General features: G+C 69.6%; 20 protein-coding genes and 1 pseudogene. 15 read left to right on the top strand and 6 right to left on the bottom strand.

Annotated elements, in window-relative coordinates; translation table 11 throughout:
• Positions 1-117: 117 nt before the first annotated feature.
• From ACTOQ1_RS40140 to ACTOQ1_RS40120, 5 genes are all read left to right on the top strand, one after another.
• Positions 118-1,512 carry a DUF2254 domain-containing protein gene (locus ACTOQ1_RS40140; RefSeq protein ID WP_440073537.1) on the top strand — a complete coding sequence of 465 codons (1,395 nt, stop codon included), beginning with the start codon at positions 118-120 and terminating at the stop codon, positions 1,510-1,512.
• A 216-nt stretch (positions 1,513-1,728) separates the two neighbouring features.
• Positions 1,729-2,772, top strand: coding sequence for a PP2C family protein-serine/threonine phosphatase (locus tag ACTOQ1_RS40135; RefSeq protein ID WP_440073535.1), 1,044 nt, complete (start codon positions 1,729-1,731; stop codon positions 2,770-2,772).
• Positions 2,773-2,953: 181 nt separating this feature from the next.
• Entirely contained in the window at positions 2,954-3,295 is a 342-nt protein-coding gene (locus ACTOQ1_RS40130) for an STAS domain-containing protein (RefSeq protein WP_440073533.1), read from the top strand.
• A gap of 14 nt (positions 3,296-3,309) precedes the next feature.
• Positions 3,310-3,459 carry a hypothetical protein gene (locus tag ACTOQ1_RS40125; protein WP_440073532.1) on the top strand — a complete coding sequence of 50 codons (150 nt, stop codon included), beginning with the start codon at positions 3,310-3,312 and terminating at the stop codon, positions 3,457-3,459.
• Positions 3,460-3,564: 105 nt separating this feature from the next.
• A complete protein-coding gene (locus ACTOQ1_RS40120) occupies positions 3,565-4,050 on the top strand; it encodes a MarR family winged helix-turn-helix transcriptional regulator (RefSeq protein WP_440073531.1) in 486 nt (161 codons plus the stop codon).
• Between the two features lie 56 nt (positions 4,051-4,106).
• Here ACTOQ1_RS40120 and ACTOQ1_RS40115 read toward each other — a convergent pair whose 3' ends face one another.
• Positions 4,107-4,577, bottom strand: coding sequence for an STAS domain-containing protein (locus ACTOQ1_RS40115; protein ID WP_440073529.1), 471 nt, complete (start codon positions 4,575-4,577; stop codon positions 4,107-4,109).
• Between the two features lie 261 nt (positions 4,578-4,838).
• Between ACTOQ1_RS40115 and ACTOQ1_RS40110 the strand changes: the two genes are divergently transcribed.
• Together ACTOQ1_RS40110 and ACTOQ1_RS40105 are read left to right on the top strand one after the other, a co-directional pair.
• A complete protein-coding gene (locus ACTOQ1_RS40110) occupies positions 4,839-5,324 on the top strand; it encodes a GbsR/MarR family transcriptional regulator (protein WP_440073527.1) in 486 nt (161 codons plus the stop codon).
• 1 nt (position 5,325) lies between these two features.
• Positions 5,326-6,474: an FAD-dependent monooxygenase gene (locus tag ACTOQ1_RS40105; protein ID WP_440073525.1), complete on the top strand. Its 1,149-nt coding sequence runs from the start codon at positions 5,326-5,328 to the stop codon at positions 6,472-6,474.
• Between the two features lie 39 nt (positions 6,475-6,513).
• On the opposite strand, the gene ACTOQ1_RS40100 is transcribed toward ACTOQ1_RS40105, so the two are convergent.
• Positions 6,514-7,431, bottom strand: a complete 918-nt coding sequence (locus ACTOQ1_RS40100; RefSeq protein WP_440073523.1) for an SDR family NAD(P)-dependent oxidoreductase — start codon at positions 7,429-7,431, stop codon at positions 6,514-6,516.
• Between the two features lie 49 nt (positions 7,432-7,480).
• Between ACTOQ1_RS40100 and ACTOQ1_RS40095 the strand changes: the two genes are divergently transcribed.
• Both ACTOQ1_RS40095 and ACTOQ1_RS40090 read left to right on the top strand, forming a co-directional pair.
• The gene (locus ACTOQ1_RS40095; protein WP_440073521.1) at positions 7,481-7,966 is read left to right on the top strand and encodes a GbsR/MarR family transcriptional regulator; all 486 of its coding nucleotides are present in this window, start codon (positions 7,481-7,483) and stop codon (positions 7,964-7,966) included.
• 171 nt (positions 7,967-8,137) lie between these two features.
• Positions 8,138-9,376, top strand: a complete 1,239-nt coding sequence (locus ACTOQ1_RS40090; protein ID WP_440073519.1) for a cation:proton antiporter — start codon at positions 8,138-8,140, stop codon at positions 9,374-9,376.
• A gap of 160 nt (positions 9,377-9,536) precedes the next feature.
• Here the strand turns inward: ACTOQ1_RS40090 and ACTOQ1_RS40085 are convergent, their stop codons facing one another.
• Complete coding sequence (locus ACTOQ1_RS40085; RefSeq protein ID WP_440073517.1) at positions 9,537-10,142, bottom strand: helix-turn-helix domain-containing protein; 606 nt, start codon at positions 10,140-10,142, stop codon at positions 9,537-9,539.
• A gap of 407 nt (positions 10,143-10,549) precedes the next feature.
• Between ACTOQ1_RS40085 and ACTOQ1_RS40080 the strand changes: the two genes are divergently transcribed.
• On the top strand, positions 10,550-11,419 hold the full coding sequence (locus ACTOQ1_RS40080; protein ID WP_440073515.1) for an AraC family transcriptional regulator: 870 nt from the start codon (positions 10,550-10,552) through the stop codon (positions 11,417-11,419).
• A gap of 164 nt (positions 11,420-11,583) precedes the next feature.
• Here the strand turns inward: ACTOQ1_RS40080 and ACTOQ1_RS40075 are convergent, their stop codons facing one another.
• Positions 11,584-11,946 carry a YciI family protein gene (locus ACTOQ1_RS40075; RefSeq protein ID WP_440073556.1) on the bottom strand — a complete coding sequence of 121 codons (363 nt, stop codon included), beginning with the start codon at positions 11,944-11,946 and terminating at the stop codon, positions 11,584-11,586.
• Between the two features lie 125 nt (positions 11,947-12,071).
• Between ACTOQ1_RS40075 and ACTOQ1_RS40070 the strand changes: the two genes are divergently transcribed.
• The 4 genes and pseudogenes from ACTOQ1_RS40070 to ACTOQ1_RS40055 all read left to right on the top strand — a co-directional run.
• A complete protein-coding gene (locus tag ACTOQ1_RS40070) occupies positions 12,072-12,464 on the top strand; it encodes a DUF1761 domain-containing protein (RefSeq protein WP_440073513.1) in 393 nt (130 codons plus the stop codon).
• A gap of 228 nt (positions 12,465-12,692) precedes the next feature.
• The gene (locus ACTOQ1_RS40065; RefSeq protein ID WP_440073511.1) at positions 12,693-12,875 is read left to right on the top strand and encodes a TetR/AcrR family transcriptional regulator; all 183 of its coding nucleotides are present in this window, start codon (positions 12,693-12,695) and stop codon (positions 12,873-12,875) included.
• Complete coding sequence (locus ACTOQ1_RS40060) at positions 12,836-13,198, top strand: acyl-CoA-like ligand-binding transcription factor (RefSeq protein ID WP_440073509.1); 363 nt, start codon at positions 12,836-12,838, stop codon at positions 13,196-13,198. Before ACTOQ1_RS40065 ends, ACTOQ1_RS40060 begins: the two co-directional genes overlap by 40 nt.
• Before the next feature lie 290 nt (positions 13,199-13,488).
• Positions 13,489-13,722 (top strand): annotated as a pseudogene (locus ACTOQ1_RS40055) (MFS transporter); the annotation flags it as partial.
• Positions 13,723-13,865: 143 nt separating this feature from the next.
• Here the strand turns inward: ACTOQ1_RS40055 and ACTOQ1_RS40050 are convergent.
• Positions 13,866-14,081, bottom strand: a complete 216-nt coding sequence (locus tag ACTOQ1_RS40050) for a helix-turn-helix transcriptional regulator (protein ID WP_440073554.1) — start codon at positions 14,079-14,081, stop codon at positions 13,866-13,868.
• A gap of 219 nt (positions 14,082-14,300) precedes the next feature.
• Between ACTOQ1_RS40050 and map the strand changes: the two genes are divergently transcribed.
• A complete protein-coding gene (map, locus tag ACTOQ1_RS40045; protein ID WP_440073507.1) occupies positions 14,301-15,092 on the top strand; it encodes a type I methionyl aminopeptidase in 792 nt (263 codons plus the stop codon).
• Here the strand turns inward: map and ACTOQ1_RS40040 are convergent.
• Positions 15,079-16,236: an erythromycin esterase family protein gene (locus ACTOQ1_RS40040; RefSeq protein WP_440073505.1), complete on the bottom strand. Its 1,158-nt coding sequence runs from the start codon at positions 16,234-16,236 to the stop codon at positions 15,079-15,081. The two genes, map and ACTOQ1_RS40040, sit on opposite strands and share 14 nt — an antisense overlap.
• Positions 16,237-16,437: the final 201 nt, after the last annotated feature.

The raw sequence follows: 16,437 nt of genomic DNA, 5'->3' as shown, positions 1-16,437 counted from the left end.
GCACGTCTCGGCCGCCTGCCGGTGTCGTGTGAGACGAACTGCGGGACGGGATCGGAGGCTTCCCGGACAGCCGGCGCTCCTGGCTGTGGCGATCGGTGAGAATCGGAGGCGTTCAAGGTGATCGGGCAGAAGACGCCACTGCGGCGGGGTGTTTCCGGTGACATATGGCGTACGCGGCTGTGGCCGCTTCCCGCCGCAGGAGTGATCGTCGCGGGTTCGCTCGGCGTGGGACTTCCGCTCGTCGACGCCCATCTGATCGGCGAGCTTCCCGGTCAGGTGACCGTCTTCCTGTTCAGCGGCGGGCCGGAGGCGGCGCGTACGGTACTGTCGGTGATCGCGAGCTCACTGATCACCGTGACCGCGTTGACCTTCTCCCTGACCGTGGTGACGTTGCAACTCGCCAGCAGTCAGTACTCCCCCCGCCTGCTGCGGACCTTCGCCCAGGACCGCTTCGTCCACATCACGCTGGCGTTGCTGCTGTCCACGTTCACGTACGCGGTGACGGTGCTGCGTACGGTGCGCGCCTCGCTGGACGATCAGAGCGCCTTCGTGCCGCAACTCTCGGTGACCGTGGCCTATCTGCTGGCACTGGCGAGCGTGATCGGGCTGGTGGTGTTCCTGGCACATCTGGCCCGGCAGATCCGGGTGGAGTCGCTGCTGCGCAGCGTGCACGCGGAGGCCGAGGCGACGATGCACCGCTGCACCGACGCGGGCGGGCGGCCGGTCGCCGACGTCCCCGCGACCCCGGCGACCCCGGCGACCGGGACGACGCTCCTGCGCTCCGGCTCGTCGGGCTTTCTCACCTCGGTCGACGAAGCCGCCCTGCTGCGCGCCGCCGTCGACGCCGACGCCGTGGTCGTCGTCGATCGCCTCCCGGGGGACTGGCTCACCGCCGGTACGCCGGTCGCCGTGGCGTGGGCCCTGCGGAGCGGCACGGCCGTCTTGGACCGAGAGACCACGACCGTGCTGTCGGAACGCGTGGCGCAGGCGGTCCAGACCGGGTTCGAGCGCACCGCGGCGCAGGACATCGCGTTCGGCCTGCGCCAGATCACCGATGTCGTGGTCAAGGCGCTGTCACCCGGGATCAACGACCCGACCACGGCGGTGCACGCCCTCGGTCACGCCTCCGCGCTGCTGTGCGAGGTGGCCGACAGAGATCTCGGCCCGATCCTGCTGCGGGACGACTCCGGCACCGTGCGCGTGGTCGTGCGGCGACCGGACTTTCCCGCGCTTCTCGACCTGGCTCTCACCCAGCCCCGCCGTTACGGCGCCACCGATCCCGACGTGCTGGAGCGGCTGTTCACGCTGCTGCGGGAGGTCGCCTGGACCACCCGCCGGGCCGAGCACCGGGTGGCCGTACGCGAGCAGCTGCGACGACTGCGCGCCACCGCGGGCCTGCAGGACCACGACCGGGTCGAGGGGAGGCGGGTGGAGATCTTGGCCTGGTCGGTGCAGGAGGCTCTGGCCGGCCGCTGGCCGACCGGCGATCCCGTCCGGCCGCTCACCACGTGATCGGATCCTGCACGGCTCGATGGGAGGACCCATATGCGATGACCGATCGAGCCGGTCGGGGACGCCGGGCCTTGCCCGGACCCGGCCGTCCACGGCGCGTCCTTCGGCCGGCGGGTTCACTCGCCGTTGATCCGGTTCGGCCTGGCCCGAGGTTTGTCCTGCGGTTACCTGCACAGGAAGAGGGGAGTGATGTACAACCGGCGGATGGAGCCTCGGATGAATTCCTCCCAGCAGGTCCTTCGGTCGCTGCCGTTCGTCATCATGGCGGCGGTGGCAGTGATCGATCTACTCGCCGGCCCCACTCTCGGCTTTCTGCCGCTGCTCACGCTGGGCCCCACCTTCGCCTCGGTTTCCGGCAGCATCCGTCGTACCGCCGTGGTGGGGCTGATCGCGCTCGCCATCTGCGTCCCGCTGGCCCATTACAACGGTCTGCTGCTCACCTGGCAGAACAACCTCACCATCGCGACGATCATCGGCATCACCGGGGCCAGCATGCTGGCCGGCCACCTGCGCCTGCAGCGCGAGCGTGAACTCGCCAACGTCAGGCTGGTCGCCGAGGCCGCCCAGCGAGTGCTGTTGCGTCCGGTACCGCGCAGAGCCGGCGACCTGCGGGTGGCGCTGTCCTACGCCTCGGCCGCAGCGGAGGCGCGCATCGGCGGTGACCTGTACGAGGTCGTCACGACGCCGAACGGGGTGCGGCTGCTCATCGGCGACGTGCAGGGCAAGGGCCTGGAGGCGGTGGAGACCGCCGCCTGGGTGCTGGGCGCCTTCCGCGAGGCCGCCTACGACGAAACCGATCTGTCCGTGGTCGGTGAGCGGCTGGAGATCAGCCTAGACCGGCACCTGGGCGGTGAGAGATTCGTCACCGCGATCCTCGCCGAGGTCTACGACGGTGAGATCTCGCTGCTCAACTTCGGCCACCCCCCGCCCCTGATCCTCTGCCATGACGGACGAGTCCTCCTCGCGGAGCCGTACGAGGAAGGGCTGCCTCTCGGCCTGGCGTCGCTGGGATCGCCCATGCCCAAACCGCAGCGGTTCCCGTTCGGCGACGGCGATCAGATCCTCTTCTACACCGACGGTGTCATCGAGGCCCGCGACGAGGCCCGGGCCTTCTACCCGCTGACCGAGCGAGTCCACCTGCTGGCGGCGGCCGATCCGCAGAACGCGCTGGACGAACTGCGGGCCGACCTGCTGAACCACGTCGGCGGACCCCTGCTCGACGACGCCGCGATGCTGCTGGTGCGCAGGCATCACGCCTGACCCTCTCGCCCACCTTTCTTTGCACTATGCAAACATGATGTGCCACAGGCGTTGAGACAGGATCGAAGCCGGTCCCGTCGGTGCCCGCCGAGGGCTCACCACGCTGCGTCTCCACGTTCAGGCAGGGAAGGGCGATGCACGAATGGCACAGGCACATCCGCATGAGTTCGGTGCTTTTTCGGTGCTCACGGGATTGCGAGGCGCCACCGTCATCGTGCGGCCGTCAGGCGAGCTTGACATGTCCACCGCCGCCTACTTCCACACTCGCCTGAGACACGCCATGGCGTTCAACACCCCGCCCCGCGTCGTGGTGGACGCCGAAGACCTTGCCTTCTGTGACTCCTCCGGCCTGAGTGTCCTGGTGGCCGCACTGCGGGAGATCGAGGCCGCCGGCGGCCGGTTCGTGCTGAGTGGCCTCAACGCCAGGCTTCTGCGCATCCTGAAGATCACGGGTCTGGACAGGAAACTACAGGTCTACCGCACGGTCGACGAGGCGGCCGCGCATCTCGCGGCGACCCCGTGATCAGGGGAAAGCCGGTGCCACGCCGCCTCCTGGGGCCGCTGCTCGAAGTCGATCGGCTGGAGTCCATCCACCTCGGCACCACGTCGCCGGCCTGCTGGCCGCAGCGCTTTCCGGCCGACCTGCGCCCGGCCTTCGCCGGCCGCTTTCCCCACCGGGCTCCCTGAGCCCGCAGGGTGCGACGCCGTCCCGGGGCGGGGCACGTTTGCACGATGCAATGGCGTAGGTGCGGCGTGCACCGTGTAAAAACAGTGCTTATGGTGGAACAGCAGGTGGATCAGCCGAACGGTGACGACCTCTCCGCGGTCACCTCGGCGGTTCTCACGGGGTCACGGCTCCTGGTCGCCATCGCCGCCCGTTCCCTCGGCGCGGTCGAGGACAGGGTCACGCTGCCGCAGTTCCGCATGCTCGTGGTCCTGGCGGGTCACGGGGAGACCAAGCTCGTCGCACTGGCCGAGCGGCTCAACGTCAACCCCTCGACGGCGATGCGGATGGCCGATCGCCTCGTCTCCTCGCAACTGATCGTGCGTGAGGTCAACCCGCTCAACCGGCGCGAGAGCCTGATCCGCCTCACCCCGCAGGGGCGGCACATCGTCGACGAGGTCACGGCGCATCGCCGCGAGGAGATCGCCGCCATCGTCTCGTGCATGTCCCCCGAGCAGTGCCGCGCGCTGATCTCGGCGATGACCGCCTTCAACCAGGCGGGAGGCGAACCACCCGCAGACCATGCCCATCCTCTCGGCTGGCCCGATACGTAGACCACCAAGAGCGTCCGGGACGTCGCGGCTCCGGCCGGCGGCTCGCCAGGGATCGGTCATCTGCCGAGATACAGATCGGCGATGGCCTCGCCCACCGTGGCGCGCATCTCGAACACGGCGTCCAATCCTCTCCTGGCAAGGAGGGCGCGGAGCGTGTCACCGGCGCCACTGACGATCATGCGTCCGCCCGAGGCACGCGCGTGACGGTCGGCACCCAGCAGCACGGCCAGCCCGAAGGAGTCCGCGAACTCGAGGGCGCTGACATCGGTGACCAGCCAGGCCGGGTAGCGGGCGGCGAGCGCCCGGGCGAGCTTCTCCTGCAGGAGGGTACAGCCGGCCTGTTCCAGACGGCCTTCGAGAAGGACGACCGCGTAGTGGCCGTCCAGCACGAGTTCCACGGCGAAGGCCGGCTCGGGAGCCGAACACCGCTCCTGGCTCTCCGGCTCCCGCCCGGAGTCGCGGGACAGGGAAAGATCGGCTGAGGCTGTGTCGTCAGGACGGCGCCGATCACTGGAAGAGCCGAGCATCGGGCGCTCCTTCTGGTCCATGTCTTACGTCGACATGCCGACCAGACTTCCCGGCGCTCCGGTTGAACCGTATCAGATTGTCCCTCCATGCAACATTTGGCCTGTGCATGGTTCGTAAGCTCCGGACCGGCCTCGCGGGCGGGGTCCGGGCAGCCGGAAGCTCGCCCCAGCGAGAAGGCGGCGTGGTTCTCCATCGGCTTGCCCGTTCTCCTGTTTCACAATATTGTGAAACAGCTTTCTATTTGTGAAGGAGAGAGTTACATGGAGGAGCCGGCGGGCATGGCGCGCGAGGCGGATCGCGAGGAGGTGCTGGGCTGGGTCGAGCGGGTGGCGATGTTCCTCACCGCTGATGGTCTGCCACCGGTCGCGGGACGCGTTCTGGGCTGGCTGATGATCTGCGATCCGCCCGAGCAGTCGGCCGGGCAGATCAGCCAGGCCATCGGGGCCAGCCGCGCGGCCCTGACCACGAACATGCGGGTGCTGCTGACCATGGGATTCGTCAGCCGGCGCACCAGGCCCGGCGAGCGCACCGCCTACTACCGGGTGGAGGAAGGTGCCTGGGAGAAGGTCGTACGGCGGCAGATCGCGACCCTGACCGCGTTTCGCGAGGTCGCCGGTGACGGCATGGACCTGATCGGCCCGGGCACCGCGCGGGCCGCGCGGATCCGCGAGGCACATCACATCTTCAGCTGGATGGCGAAGGTGTTCGACGACGCACCGCCCCCCACCCACACCGAGGAGAGCTGACATGCCCAAGAACGCCTTGGTGATCGGCGGCGGCATCGGCGGTCTGGCCGCCGCCGTCGGGCTGCGACGCATCGGATGGACGGCGACCGTGCTGGAGCGCAGGCCCGAACTCGGAGAGGTCGGCGCCGGCATGTCGCAGTCGCCCAACGCCCTGCGCGCCCTGGCCGAACTCGGTGTCGCCGATGAGGCGCGGGCCGCCGGCGTGCCGTTTCACGGCGTGTTCAACCTGCGCACCCCCTCCGGCGGCCACATCGTCCGTGCGCTGCCCGGCACCACCAGCCCGCTGCTCGGCTTCCACCGCGCCGACCTGCACCGGGTGCTCATGGACGCGGTGCCCGCCGAATGGGTGCGCACCGGCGCGCAGGTGACCGCTGTTCGGCAGGGCGCGGATGAGGTCACGGTGAGCTGCGGTGCCCAGGAATGGACGGCCGATCTGGTCGTGGCGGCCGACGGAGTGCGCAGCACGGTGCGGCATCTGCTGTGGCCCGAGGCGCCCGGCCCGCGGTTCTGGGGAAACACGGTCTGGCGGGGCATCGCCCACGCCGACGGCATCGACGCCGCCATGACCCTGGGCCGCGGCCAGTACTTCCTGGCCATGCCGGTCGGACGCGGCCGGGTGTACTGGGCGCTGGGCGCCCGCGCCGACCGGCCCGCGGTGCGCTACGACGACGAACTCGCCGAAGTGCGCCGCCGCGTCCACCGCTGGCACGACCCGATCCCTCGCCTGCTGGACGCGACAGCGCCCGAGGCGGTCCTGCACCACGACATCACCGACCTGGACCCCCTGAGCGGCTACGTGCGCGGAAGGGTGGTCCTGCTCGGTGACGCCGCTCACGCGATGCACCCCGACATGGCCCAGGGCGCCGCCCAAGCGCTGGAGGACGCCGTCGTGCTCGCCGCCGCCCTCGCCGAGACAGCCGACGACGTCCCCGCGGCGCTGGCCCGCTACGACGGGCAACGACGCCCCCGCACCCAGACCATCGTCGAACAGGCGCGCGCGAAGGGCCTGGAATCGACCTCGGGCAACGCCGTCGGCTACCACCTGCGAACGCTTGCCCTGCGCATGGTCCCGTCGTCGCGCTGGCCCGCCCTGGCCGCCCGGGCCCTGGCCCCGGTCTGGGACTGGACACCACCGCGGCTCTCCCGCTAGGGGGAGCACGCCGACCTGGGCCGGGCGCCACCGGTTCTTTCACCAGGCCCAGGACGGGCCGCCGACGGCGTTCTGGGACATCGCCCACAGCCGCTCACGGGCGGTGGCATCGTAGGCGAAGGCGGGGGCGTCGACCGGCCTGAGCTTTTCGTCCAGGTAGACGCCGCGCAGCGCGGATCTGCCCTGTGCCGCGGTCTCGGAGTGCTCCTGCCAGGTGGTCGTTCGGGTGGCCAGTGCCGCGTAGGTCTCACCCAGGCGCTCCGCGGGGATCGCGAGCCGGTTCTTGGGCGCGTACAGCGCTCGCAGGACCCACGGCAGGGCGGCGACGCGGTCGGCGTCGAGCCGTACGGCGGGTACGCGGACGCAGGCGACGTCCAGGGTGCCACGGGCCCGCAGGGCCAGCGAATAAGCGGTCATGATCTGGGCCAGTTTGGCGTGGTAGTAGGCCCTGGTCGGGCTGTACCAGCCGGGGTCGTCGAGCTGGTCGAAGCGGATCGCGATGCGCGGCATGGTGATCAGCCCCTTGCTCGCGACGTTGATCACCCGGGGACGGGGTGCGGCGGCGAGCAACGGGCTGAGGTACGCGGTGAGCTGGAAGGGGCCCAGGTGGTTGGTCGCCCAGAACAGTTCGTGGCCGGAGTCGGTGAACGCGGGCCTGCGCATGGCCTGGTCGAACACCGCGGCGTTGTTGATCAGGACGTCGAGGTGACCGGTCCGGCGGGAGATGTGATCGGCTGCCGCGGCGACCGACTCGGGGGCCGACAGGTCGGCCGTGACAAGGGTCGCGGGGTGTGCGGCGCCGGCGTTGATCGTTTCCAGCGCGACGCGGCCCCGGTGCGGGTCGCGGCACAGGGCGAGAATCCGATGGCCCTGTGCCGCCAGCCGTTGTGCCGCCCGCAGGCCGATCCCGGAGTTGGCACCCGTGATCGCGATGGTGAGGGGTTCGAAGGCAGACATGCGACGACTCTAATTGTTCGGAACGTTCCGAACAACATAGAATGTTCGCATGGCGACCGTTGAGGAGTTCGTGGAGAGCGCAGGGTTGTACTTCGAGCGGCTGGGGCTCAGCCGCACGTCCGGCCGCGTGGTCGGATGCCTGCTCGCCGCCACCGGCGAAGCCGCCGACGCCCCCGGGCTGTGCGAGAGGCTCGGCGTGGCGAAGAGCAGCATGAGTGTGGCCCTGCGCCAGCTGGAGCAGGGCGGGCTCGTCGAGCGCTACCGCCCTCCGCGGGCGCGGCGAGATCACTACCGGCTCGCCGAAGACGTCTTCGGCCGTGCGTTCCGAGCGAAGATGGCCGAGTTCACCGCTTTCGCCGAGCTGGCCGGGCAAGGCCTCGACGCGGTGGGCGACCACCCCGCCGCCCGGGCTCGCCTTGAGCTCATGCGTGACATGTACGGGTTCATGGCACGGGAGTTCCCCGCGCTCCTCGATCGATGGGATGCCGAAAGAGCCGGCCGCGCGCATCGGCCGGACGACGGCGCTCACCCCTGATCGAGATCATTCCTTCCGGGCCGCTCGGGGGTGAGCAGGCCGGCCTGGCGATTTCACGGATGGACGGCGTATCGGCGGGCTTGTGGGGTTGTTAAGGTGTGCGGCGGTGCGCCGGGAAGTCTGGTCGGCAGTTCTTTTTCGCATGTCCCCCTACCGGACCGGAGCCCGCCGATGAACCTGCTGCTCGCCTTCTCCGCGCTGTTGCTGCTCGCGGTCCTGATCTCCAGCCTGGCCAACCGGACGATCCTGTCGACCGCGGCGCTGTTCCTGCTGGCGGGATTCGTCCTGGGTGACGGTGTCAGCGGCCTCATCCCGCTGACCCCCGGCGATCCGGTGGTGGCCACGCTCGCCGAGCTGGCGCTGTTCGCGGTGCTGTTCACCGACGGCATGCGGGTGGGGTGGGCCGACCTGCGCAGCGCCTGGCGGCTGCCCGGCCGGGCGCTGGGCTGGGGCCTGCCGCTCACCCTGGTCATCACCGCGCTGGCGGCGCACTACCTCATCGGGCTGGGCTGGATCGAGTCGCTGCTCATCGGGGCGATCCTGGCACCCACCGACCCGGTGTTCGCCGCCGCGCTGGTCGGCAACGAACGGGTGCCACCTCGGCTGCGCCAGCTGCTGAACGTGGAATCCGGCGTCAACGACGGCCTGGCCCTGCCGTTCGTCATGGTGTTCCTCGCCGTCGCGGCCGGCTCGGCCGACCTGCACCTGGGCGAGCTGACCCTGGAGCTGGGCCTGGGCGTGCTGATCGGTGTCGCGGTGCCGTGGGCGGCCATCATGCTGGAGCGCACCCGCTGGTTCTCGGCCTCCCACCACTACGAGCCGCTCAACGCGGTGGCCATCGGCCTGCTGGTACTGGCCCTGGGCAAGGCCACCCACGGCAACCTGTTCCTCGCCGCGTTCTCCGCCGGGATCACCGTGGCGACCTTCGGCGAGCGCCAGCGCGAGTCTTTCGAGCAGTTCGGCGAGCTCGTCGCCGAGTTGCTCAAACTGGCCGCGCTGCTGGTCTTCGGCGTGCTCATCTCTCCGGCCCTGCTGGCCTCGGTGGGCTGGCAGGGCTGGCTGTTCGCGATCCTGGCCCTGGTGCTGGCCCGCCCGCTGGCCATCTGGTTGTCCTTCCTTCGCTCCGGGCTCGGCACCAGGGAGGTGGCGGCCGTGATGTGGTTCGGTCCCAAGGGTTTCGCCTCGGTCGTCTACGCCCTGATCGTGCTCAACTCCGCCATCACCGCGGCCGAGCAGGTGTTCACCCTGGTCGCCGTGACCATCGTGGCCTCGATCCTGCTGCACTCCTCCACCGATGTCGTGGTGGCCCGCTGGTTCGACGACGAGCGCGAAACCCCCGCCTGGCACGACACCGCCCGCCGGGTCCGGGCCAAGCTGCGAGGCGACAGAAAAACCGATGACCCGGAATAGTTCCTCCCAAACCGTCCTGGCCGGGCTCGGTGCCGGCGCCGCGGCCGGTGAACGTCGCCCGTTCCTCGGGATTCGCCCCTTCCACGGGGATCCCCCCCGAGGAGTCCGCCGCGCGGCACGGCTCACTGATGCGCGCGAACACCGGAATCTCTCGCTGAGCTCACCGCCGGCTCCTGCCGTGAGAGGGCCGATGCGGATCGGCGTGTATGTGCGTACGCATCCCTTGCGGGTCGAACAGGATGAGAAGCTCGACCACGCCGCCGTCAGCGCTGCCCAGCCAGTGCGGCAAGGATGTGTCGAACTCGGCCGCCTCACCGGACGGCAACGTCAGGTCTCGCTCACCGAGGATGAGCCGCAGGCGTCCGTTGAGCACGTACAGCCATTCGAAGCCGTCGTGGGCCTGCGGGGTCGGCACGAGCGGTTCCGGCTGCTCGGGAATGATCATCTTGAACGCCTGCACCCCGCCCGGCCGCCGGGACAGCGGCACGAAGGTCATCCCGAACCTCCGGATCGGCGTGAGGTGGATCCGGGGATCGCCGGTGCGCGGGGCGCCCACAAGGTCGTCCAGCGGAATGTTGTACGTACGGGCCAGCGGCAGCAGCAACTCCAGGGTCGCCCGGCGCTGCCCGCTCTCCAGCCGGGACAGGGTGCTCTCCGACACGCCGGTTGTCGTCGCGAGATCGGCGAGGGTGATGCCGCGGTGACGACGCAGCGCGCGAAGCCGCGGCCCCACCGCGTCGAGCACCTCATCCATTTCGTGATCCATGGGGCCACTTTGCCAGAATCGCAAGTTTTCGCGCCAGATCGGTGCGCGTCTGGTGAGACTGAACGGACACCGCCGCACGCGGGGCACTGGCTCGTCGAGGAGAGCCCCCGGTTCGTCACCGCGGAGCCGATGAGCTTCCTCGGCAGAGGAGGTCTCACAGCCAATTCGCATCGGGTGGCCCGGACCCGAGCGGAGGGCCTCATCGGGGGCGGAACTCGGAGTGCGGCGGAACGAAAACGTACGCTGAGACCGTTCCCCCAGCTCAGAACGGACGTGCGGGGCCGCGACGCGGGGCGGCACGAGCGCGCGTCGGCTCCGCGTCCGCCCAGGCACCTGATCGGATCGGATCGCAGCGGTCGGGTACGGCAGGGGTTCTTCCGGCAGGGTTGACATCGAAAGGAGGCCTCGTGATCTCAGCGCTCAACCAGCTTGTCGATCTCGTCGAAAAACACCTCGCCGAGGAGTTCGACGTCCACGAGCTGGCCAGGGAACTCGGCACGACCGAGTACCACCTGCGCCGGATGTTCTCGTCGTTGGCCGGCATGCCGCTGTCGGAGTATGCGCGCCGCCGCCGCATGACCGTCGCCGCCGCCGACGTCGTCCGGGGCGAGGACGATCTGCTGAGCATCGCCGTCCGGCACGGATACGGCTCGACCGAGGCGTTCGGACGCGCGTTCCGCGCGGTCCACGGCTCCGGCCCCAGTGACGTGCGCCGCGACGGAGGCCCCTTGCGCACACAGCCGCAGCTCAGGTTCCGCCTGACCGTTGAAGGGAGCATTCCCATGGAAACCCGCCTCGTCGACCGCCCCGTGTTCCGGCTGGTCGGACACGCAGCCCGGGTTCCGCTCATCCACCAGGGCATCAACCCGCACATCCAGCAGCACATCACCGCACTGCCGCAGGAGGAGCATCTCCGGCTGAAGGCCCTCGGCGACACCGAACCGGCGGGCCTGCTGCAAGTCTCCGACGACCTCGACCCCGACGGCGCGGAGGGGAGCGAACTGACCTACCTGCACGGGGTCGCCGTCTCCCGGGACACGCCGATCCCCGACGACCTCGACGCCATCGAGGTGCCGGCCGGCATGTGGGCGGTCTTCCGCACCGCCGGACCGCATCCGCAGGCCCTGCAGACGACCTGGGCCGCGACCGCGACCGAGTGGTTCCCCTCCAACCCGTGGCGTCTGCGGCCAGGTCCCTCGATGGTCGCGGTCCTCGAGCGCGCGGACGACTTCAGCACCGCGACATGCGAGCTGTGGCTACCCGTCGAACCGGCGTGACGAACCGCGGTCACGGAATCGACCCGCGGTAACCTCGCCGGCGCTTACGAGACGGCGGGCCGGGTGGCGCAGGCGATCACCGCGCCGGCTGTCGTGCCGGTCGCAACGACACCGCGACGGCTGACAACATTCCGTGTGAGCCGCCGGCGCCTCCTTCGCGCACCTCATGCCTCGAAGCCGGACAGCGCCATCACCGGCCTCACCTCGACCAGGCCCATCGCCGCTTCGGGAATGCGGGCGGCGATCTCGAGTGCACGGTCGATACCGTCGCACTCGACGAGGTAGAAACCGGCCATGAGCTCCTTGGCCTCGGCGAAGGGGCCATCGGTCGCGGTCGTCCGCCCCGCCTCCACGCGCACCCGCCTTCCCGTGGCCGGGTCGGCGAGAGCCTCCGCGACGATCAGTTCCCCGGTCGCGGCCAGCGCCTCGTCGAGGGCGGTGTACGCCTCGAGCCCTTCACGGCGCTGCTCGGCGGGGAGCCGGCTCCACAACTGCCGGGACTCCGGGTTGCTGTAGATCAGAATCATGTATTTCACGGCAGGTTCCCGGTCCGGAATTCTCTGGTGTGGCGTGTCGAGGATAGTCGCCCGGCTCCGACGTTCCCGGTGAAAGCCCTTCGACCGAGGGCTTCGAGACCGAGGAGGTCCGGAAATTGACCGAGCTGAACTATCTGGCGGTCGTGGCGGCCACGGTCACGGCGTTCTTGCTGAGCACTGTCTGGTACATGGGGTTCGGTGCCCGATCGGCGAAGCCGGCCGATGCCCATGCCACCGTGGAGCGGCCGCCGGCCTGGATGGCGATGGCGGAGCTGAGCCGCAGCGCGGTGGTCGCGGTGGTCCTCGCGTGGCTCACCGGCGAGGTGGGCGTGAGCGGGTGGCCCCAGGCGCTCGGGCTGGCATGCGTGTTGTGGATCGGCTTTCCCGGCGTGTTGCTGACCGGCTCGGTGCTGCACGAGAAGGTTCCGTGGCGGCTGGCCGCCGTCCACGCCGGAGATTGGCTGCTCAAGATGGCCGCGATCGCGGTCATCGTCGGAACGTGGAGGTGAGGGCCATGAACGGCCGCACCCGGGAAGCGCCGGACGAGCGGTTCACCTCCGCATGTGATCTTCCACACTTCAGACCATGAAACATTGCATAGTCTGAAAGTTTTTCCCTGCAGTTTGCACCGTGACCCCCGTAGAGAGCGGTACGAGCTCGGCCGCAGAGATCGGAAGAAGCTCGAGACCCGCGCGGCCTTGGAGCACGCCGCTCTGACGCCGGTAGCCGAGCGCGGCTTGGCGGGTGTCACGGTGGAGGACATCGCCAAGGTGGTGGACCTCTCCTCCCGTACGTTCTTCAACTACTTCCCGTCCAAGGAGGACGCGCTCGTCGGCGCGAGCCCCGCGTCCGCCGCCGAGCTCGCGAGAGGCTGGAGGCCGTGCCCGCGGAGGTGCCGGTCCTGGAGGCGCTGCGTCTGATGTCGCGGGTCGAGGCCGAGCACGTCCAGCGACAGCGCGAGCAATGGCCGCTGCGGCTGAAGGTGTTCGAGCAGAACCCGTCACTCCTGCCGCGGCTGGTCGCCGGCGGCACCGAGACCGAGCGTGCCGTGTCGGCCGCCGTCGCGCGCCGGATCGGTGTCGAACCGGGTACGAGCGGCTATCCCGAGCTGGTCACCGCGGTGGCCATGGCGGCCTTCCGGGCGGCGATGATGCGCTGGAGTGCCGCGGACGGCCGACCGGCGCCGGCCGACCTGGTCGATGAGGCCTTCTCCCAGCTCGCCGCAGGCCTGCCCAATCCGTGACCGCCCCGGTCACCGCCTTTTTCCGACCATCCCCGTGAACGTTTCCGTTCCGCCGGCGTCCGCTGGAGTCTCGCGGAGCGCCGGTCCCCACCTGAGAAATCGAGGAAAGATGACATCCACCAGCGCGCAGCCCGGGGCCGGGGCCGCGGCGCCCACCTCCAGGAGAAAGGTCCTGCAGGCGCTGTCGGGGCTGATGGTGGGCATGTTCGTGTCCATCCTGGCCTCGACCGTCGTGGCCAACGCCCTGCCCCGCATCATCACCGACCTGCTACGCCGGCATCTTCGGTGCCGTGTTCGGCGTCGGTACCGTGGCGGGCCCGCTCATCGGCGGCGTGCTCGTCGACACCTCCTGGCTCGGCTGGCGCTGGTGCTTCCTCATCGGCGTGCCGTTCACGATCCTGGCCATCGTCCTGCTGCAGCGCACGCTCGACCCGCCGGTGGTACGCAAGGACGTCAAGGTCGACCACCTGGGCGCCCTGCTGATCACGGTGGGCGTGTCCACGCTGCTGATCTGGTCGTCACTGGCGGGCAACCAGTTCGAGTGGGGCTCCTGGTGGACCGCCGCCCTCGTCGGCGGCGCCGTGCGCGGTAGCGGGCGGGGGCGTGCGGGAGCGTGCGGCTCCCGCCTCTTTCGCCGGCCCCTGCGAGGCAGTTGCGGGCTCGAGACCTACGAGGCCAACCGTTCACGTGCGCTGCGGCCTGATCCTGTGGGTTCGACCCCGCCGTCAGGCTGGTTGATCTCGGCCCACACCGCGTCGAGGGAAAGACCGAGGACCGCGGCGATCGCCGCGATGGTCGGGAAGGCGGGGGTCGCCACGCGGCCCGTCTCGATCTTCCGCAGGGTCTCCGGCGAGACACCCGCATCGAGCGCGGTCTCGAGCATCGAGCGCTCCCCCCTGGCGCGACGCAACAGTGCACCGAGGCGCTGTCCGCGCTCGACCTCCGCGGGTGTGAGCGGCAACCTGACCATGGCTCCGATTCTAGGCCCGTACGGGTTGAGATCAGCGGGATTCTCTCCACTTGAAGATCCGAAGTCCGCACAGGCCTTAGTACCGGGATAATATGGCCGGGATAGTTATTGGTTGCGTGAGAAGGGCGCCGCATGATCGAGATCTTGAACCCCACCGAACTGGTCCGGGCGAAGGAGGCCGGCGCCCTGGTCGCCGACATCCTGCAGACGCTGAAGAGCCGCAGCGCGGTGGGCACCAACCTCCTGGACATCAACCGGTGGGCCGAGACCATGATCGTCGAGGCTGGAGCGCAGTCCTGTTACGTCGACTACGAGCCCTCCTTCGGACGCGGGCCGTTCGGCCACTACATCTGCACGTCCGTCAACGACGCCGTGCTCCACGGACGGCCCCACGACTACACGCTCACCGACGGTGATCTGCTCACACTCGACCTCGCCGTCTCCAAAGGCGGAGTCGCCGCGGACTCCGCCATCAGCTTCATCGTGGGCGGCTCAAAACCCCCGCAGAGCGTCGCGATGATCAGCGCGACCGAACGCGCGTTGAGCGCGGGGATAGCCGCCGCCGGACCCGGGGCTCGCATCGGTGACATCTCCCATGCCATCGGCTCGGTCCTCAGCGAGGCGGGGTACCGGATCAACACCGAGTTCGGAGGTCATGGCATCGGATCGACGATGCACCAGAGCCCGCACGTTTCGAACACCGGACGACCCGGCCGCGGGTACAAACTGCGCCCCGGACTGCTGCTCGCACTGGAGCCGTGGGTCATGGCGGACACCGCCGACCTCGTCACCGACGCCGACGGCTGGACGCTCCGAAGCGCGACAGGCTGCCGGACCGCACACAGCGAGCACACGATCGCCATCACCGACGACGGAGCCGAAATCCTCACCCTGCCGAAGCACGCGCCTGTCAATCCAGCCTGATGGCCTGCTTGAGGAAGACGACGCCGTCGACCATGTCGAGCTGGGCCGGGTCCAGCGGGAAATAGCGGAAATCATGGGAGACGCGCGGGACGGGCTTCGTGACGGCCTCGGCCAGGCGGCGGGCGTCGATGAGAGAATGCTCCCACGGGAGCGCGGACAGGACGCCCTCGACGGTGTCCGGGGACGGGGTGTCGTCGCCGACCGTGCCGAGGGCCGAGGCCAGGAAGGCGTACCGGTCGCCCAGGTGCGCTTCGGTGATCGCCCCCGCGCTCCACCACTCCAGCATCTGGTCGCCGAGCGGCATGAGGCTCTTGTTCCGCTGCAGGTGGAGGTTGTGGGCGAAGACCAGGGCCGGGCCGCGCCCGGCGACGGCACGCAGGTTGGCGGCCATCATCGCGTCCCGCAGGGCCGACAGCCGGGTCCACCGCGCCGGGGACGCGTCGGCCATCCAGTGGTGGTAGCGAAGCAGGCCGGTGGCGGTGCGCCCGTACAGTGCCGCCCGTTCCCTGTCCTGCGCGCCCAGCCGCGGCATCTGCGTGTCGAGCAGCGCCACCAGGTCGTCGGCGATCAGTCGCAGCCGCTGGGCTTCGGCGGACTGGCCGATCGACTGGGACGGATCCATGGCCGCGGCCTCGTTCGCCCACCGCTCGTCCGGACCCAGCAGCGTCTCGAGGCTCTCCCTGGTACAGGGCAGCGGGCCGTCGAGGAGGTCGTACAGGGCGGTGAGCGCCTGGCGCGGGCTCGCAGCCCAGTACTCCAGGGGGCCGTCGAACCCGAAGAACCGGAGCTGTTCGTCATGCTCCTCGTTGTACGCCCGCATCCAGCGCACGAGCTCGCGGTTGGCCGGGGACATGCCGAAGTCGTGGCTGAAGCCGCGTTCCATGACGTCATCGAGCGTGCCCGCGCCCGTCGTGATGTGGTCGTCGACCACGAGGCCCATGAGGCAGTCGCTCTCGATGGCGAACGACCGGTAGCCCTCCTGCTCGACCAGATGCCGGAAGATCTCGTTGCGCAACTCGCCCAGCTCCCCCACGAAGTGCCTGGCCTCGCCCAGGCCGAGCAGCAGGGGCTTGGCGGGAAGCGACCGCAGGAACCCCGAGACGCCCTCGCCGTCGAGCGGCCGGGCCATGTCCTTGATATCCATGCCTCAACGGTATCGTTGAACACTCGGTGTAAACTTTTCGCCGGAAACCACCGCTACCACCGCGATGAACCTTCAATCGGTGGTGTATCCATGAGATCGGTGGGCCCGGCGCGCGGCACGACCTGTTCCGAAGCGGGCGGGGGAGAAGGCGGGCGGCGGCCCGATCCCTGTGACAGTCATGTGACGTACGCCACCGATCAT

Source organism: Streptosporangium sp. OZ121, from assembly GCF_051918885.1.
Taxonomy (GTDB): Bacteria; Actinomycetota; Actinomycetes; order Streptosporangiales; family Streptosporangiaceae; genus Streptosporangium.
The sequence above is the reverse complement of the archived record's forward strand: the minus strand, read 5'-3'. Positions and strand labels throughout refer to the sequence as shown.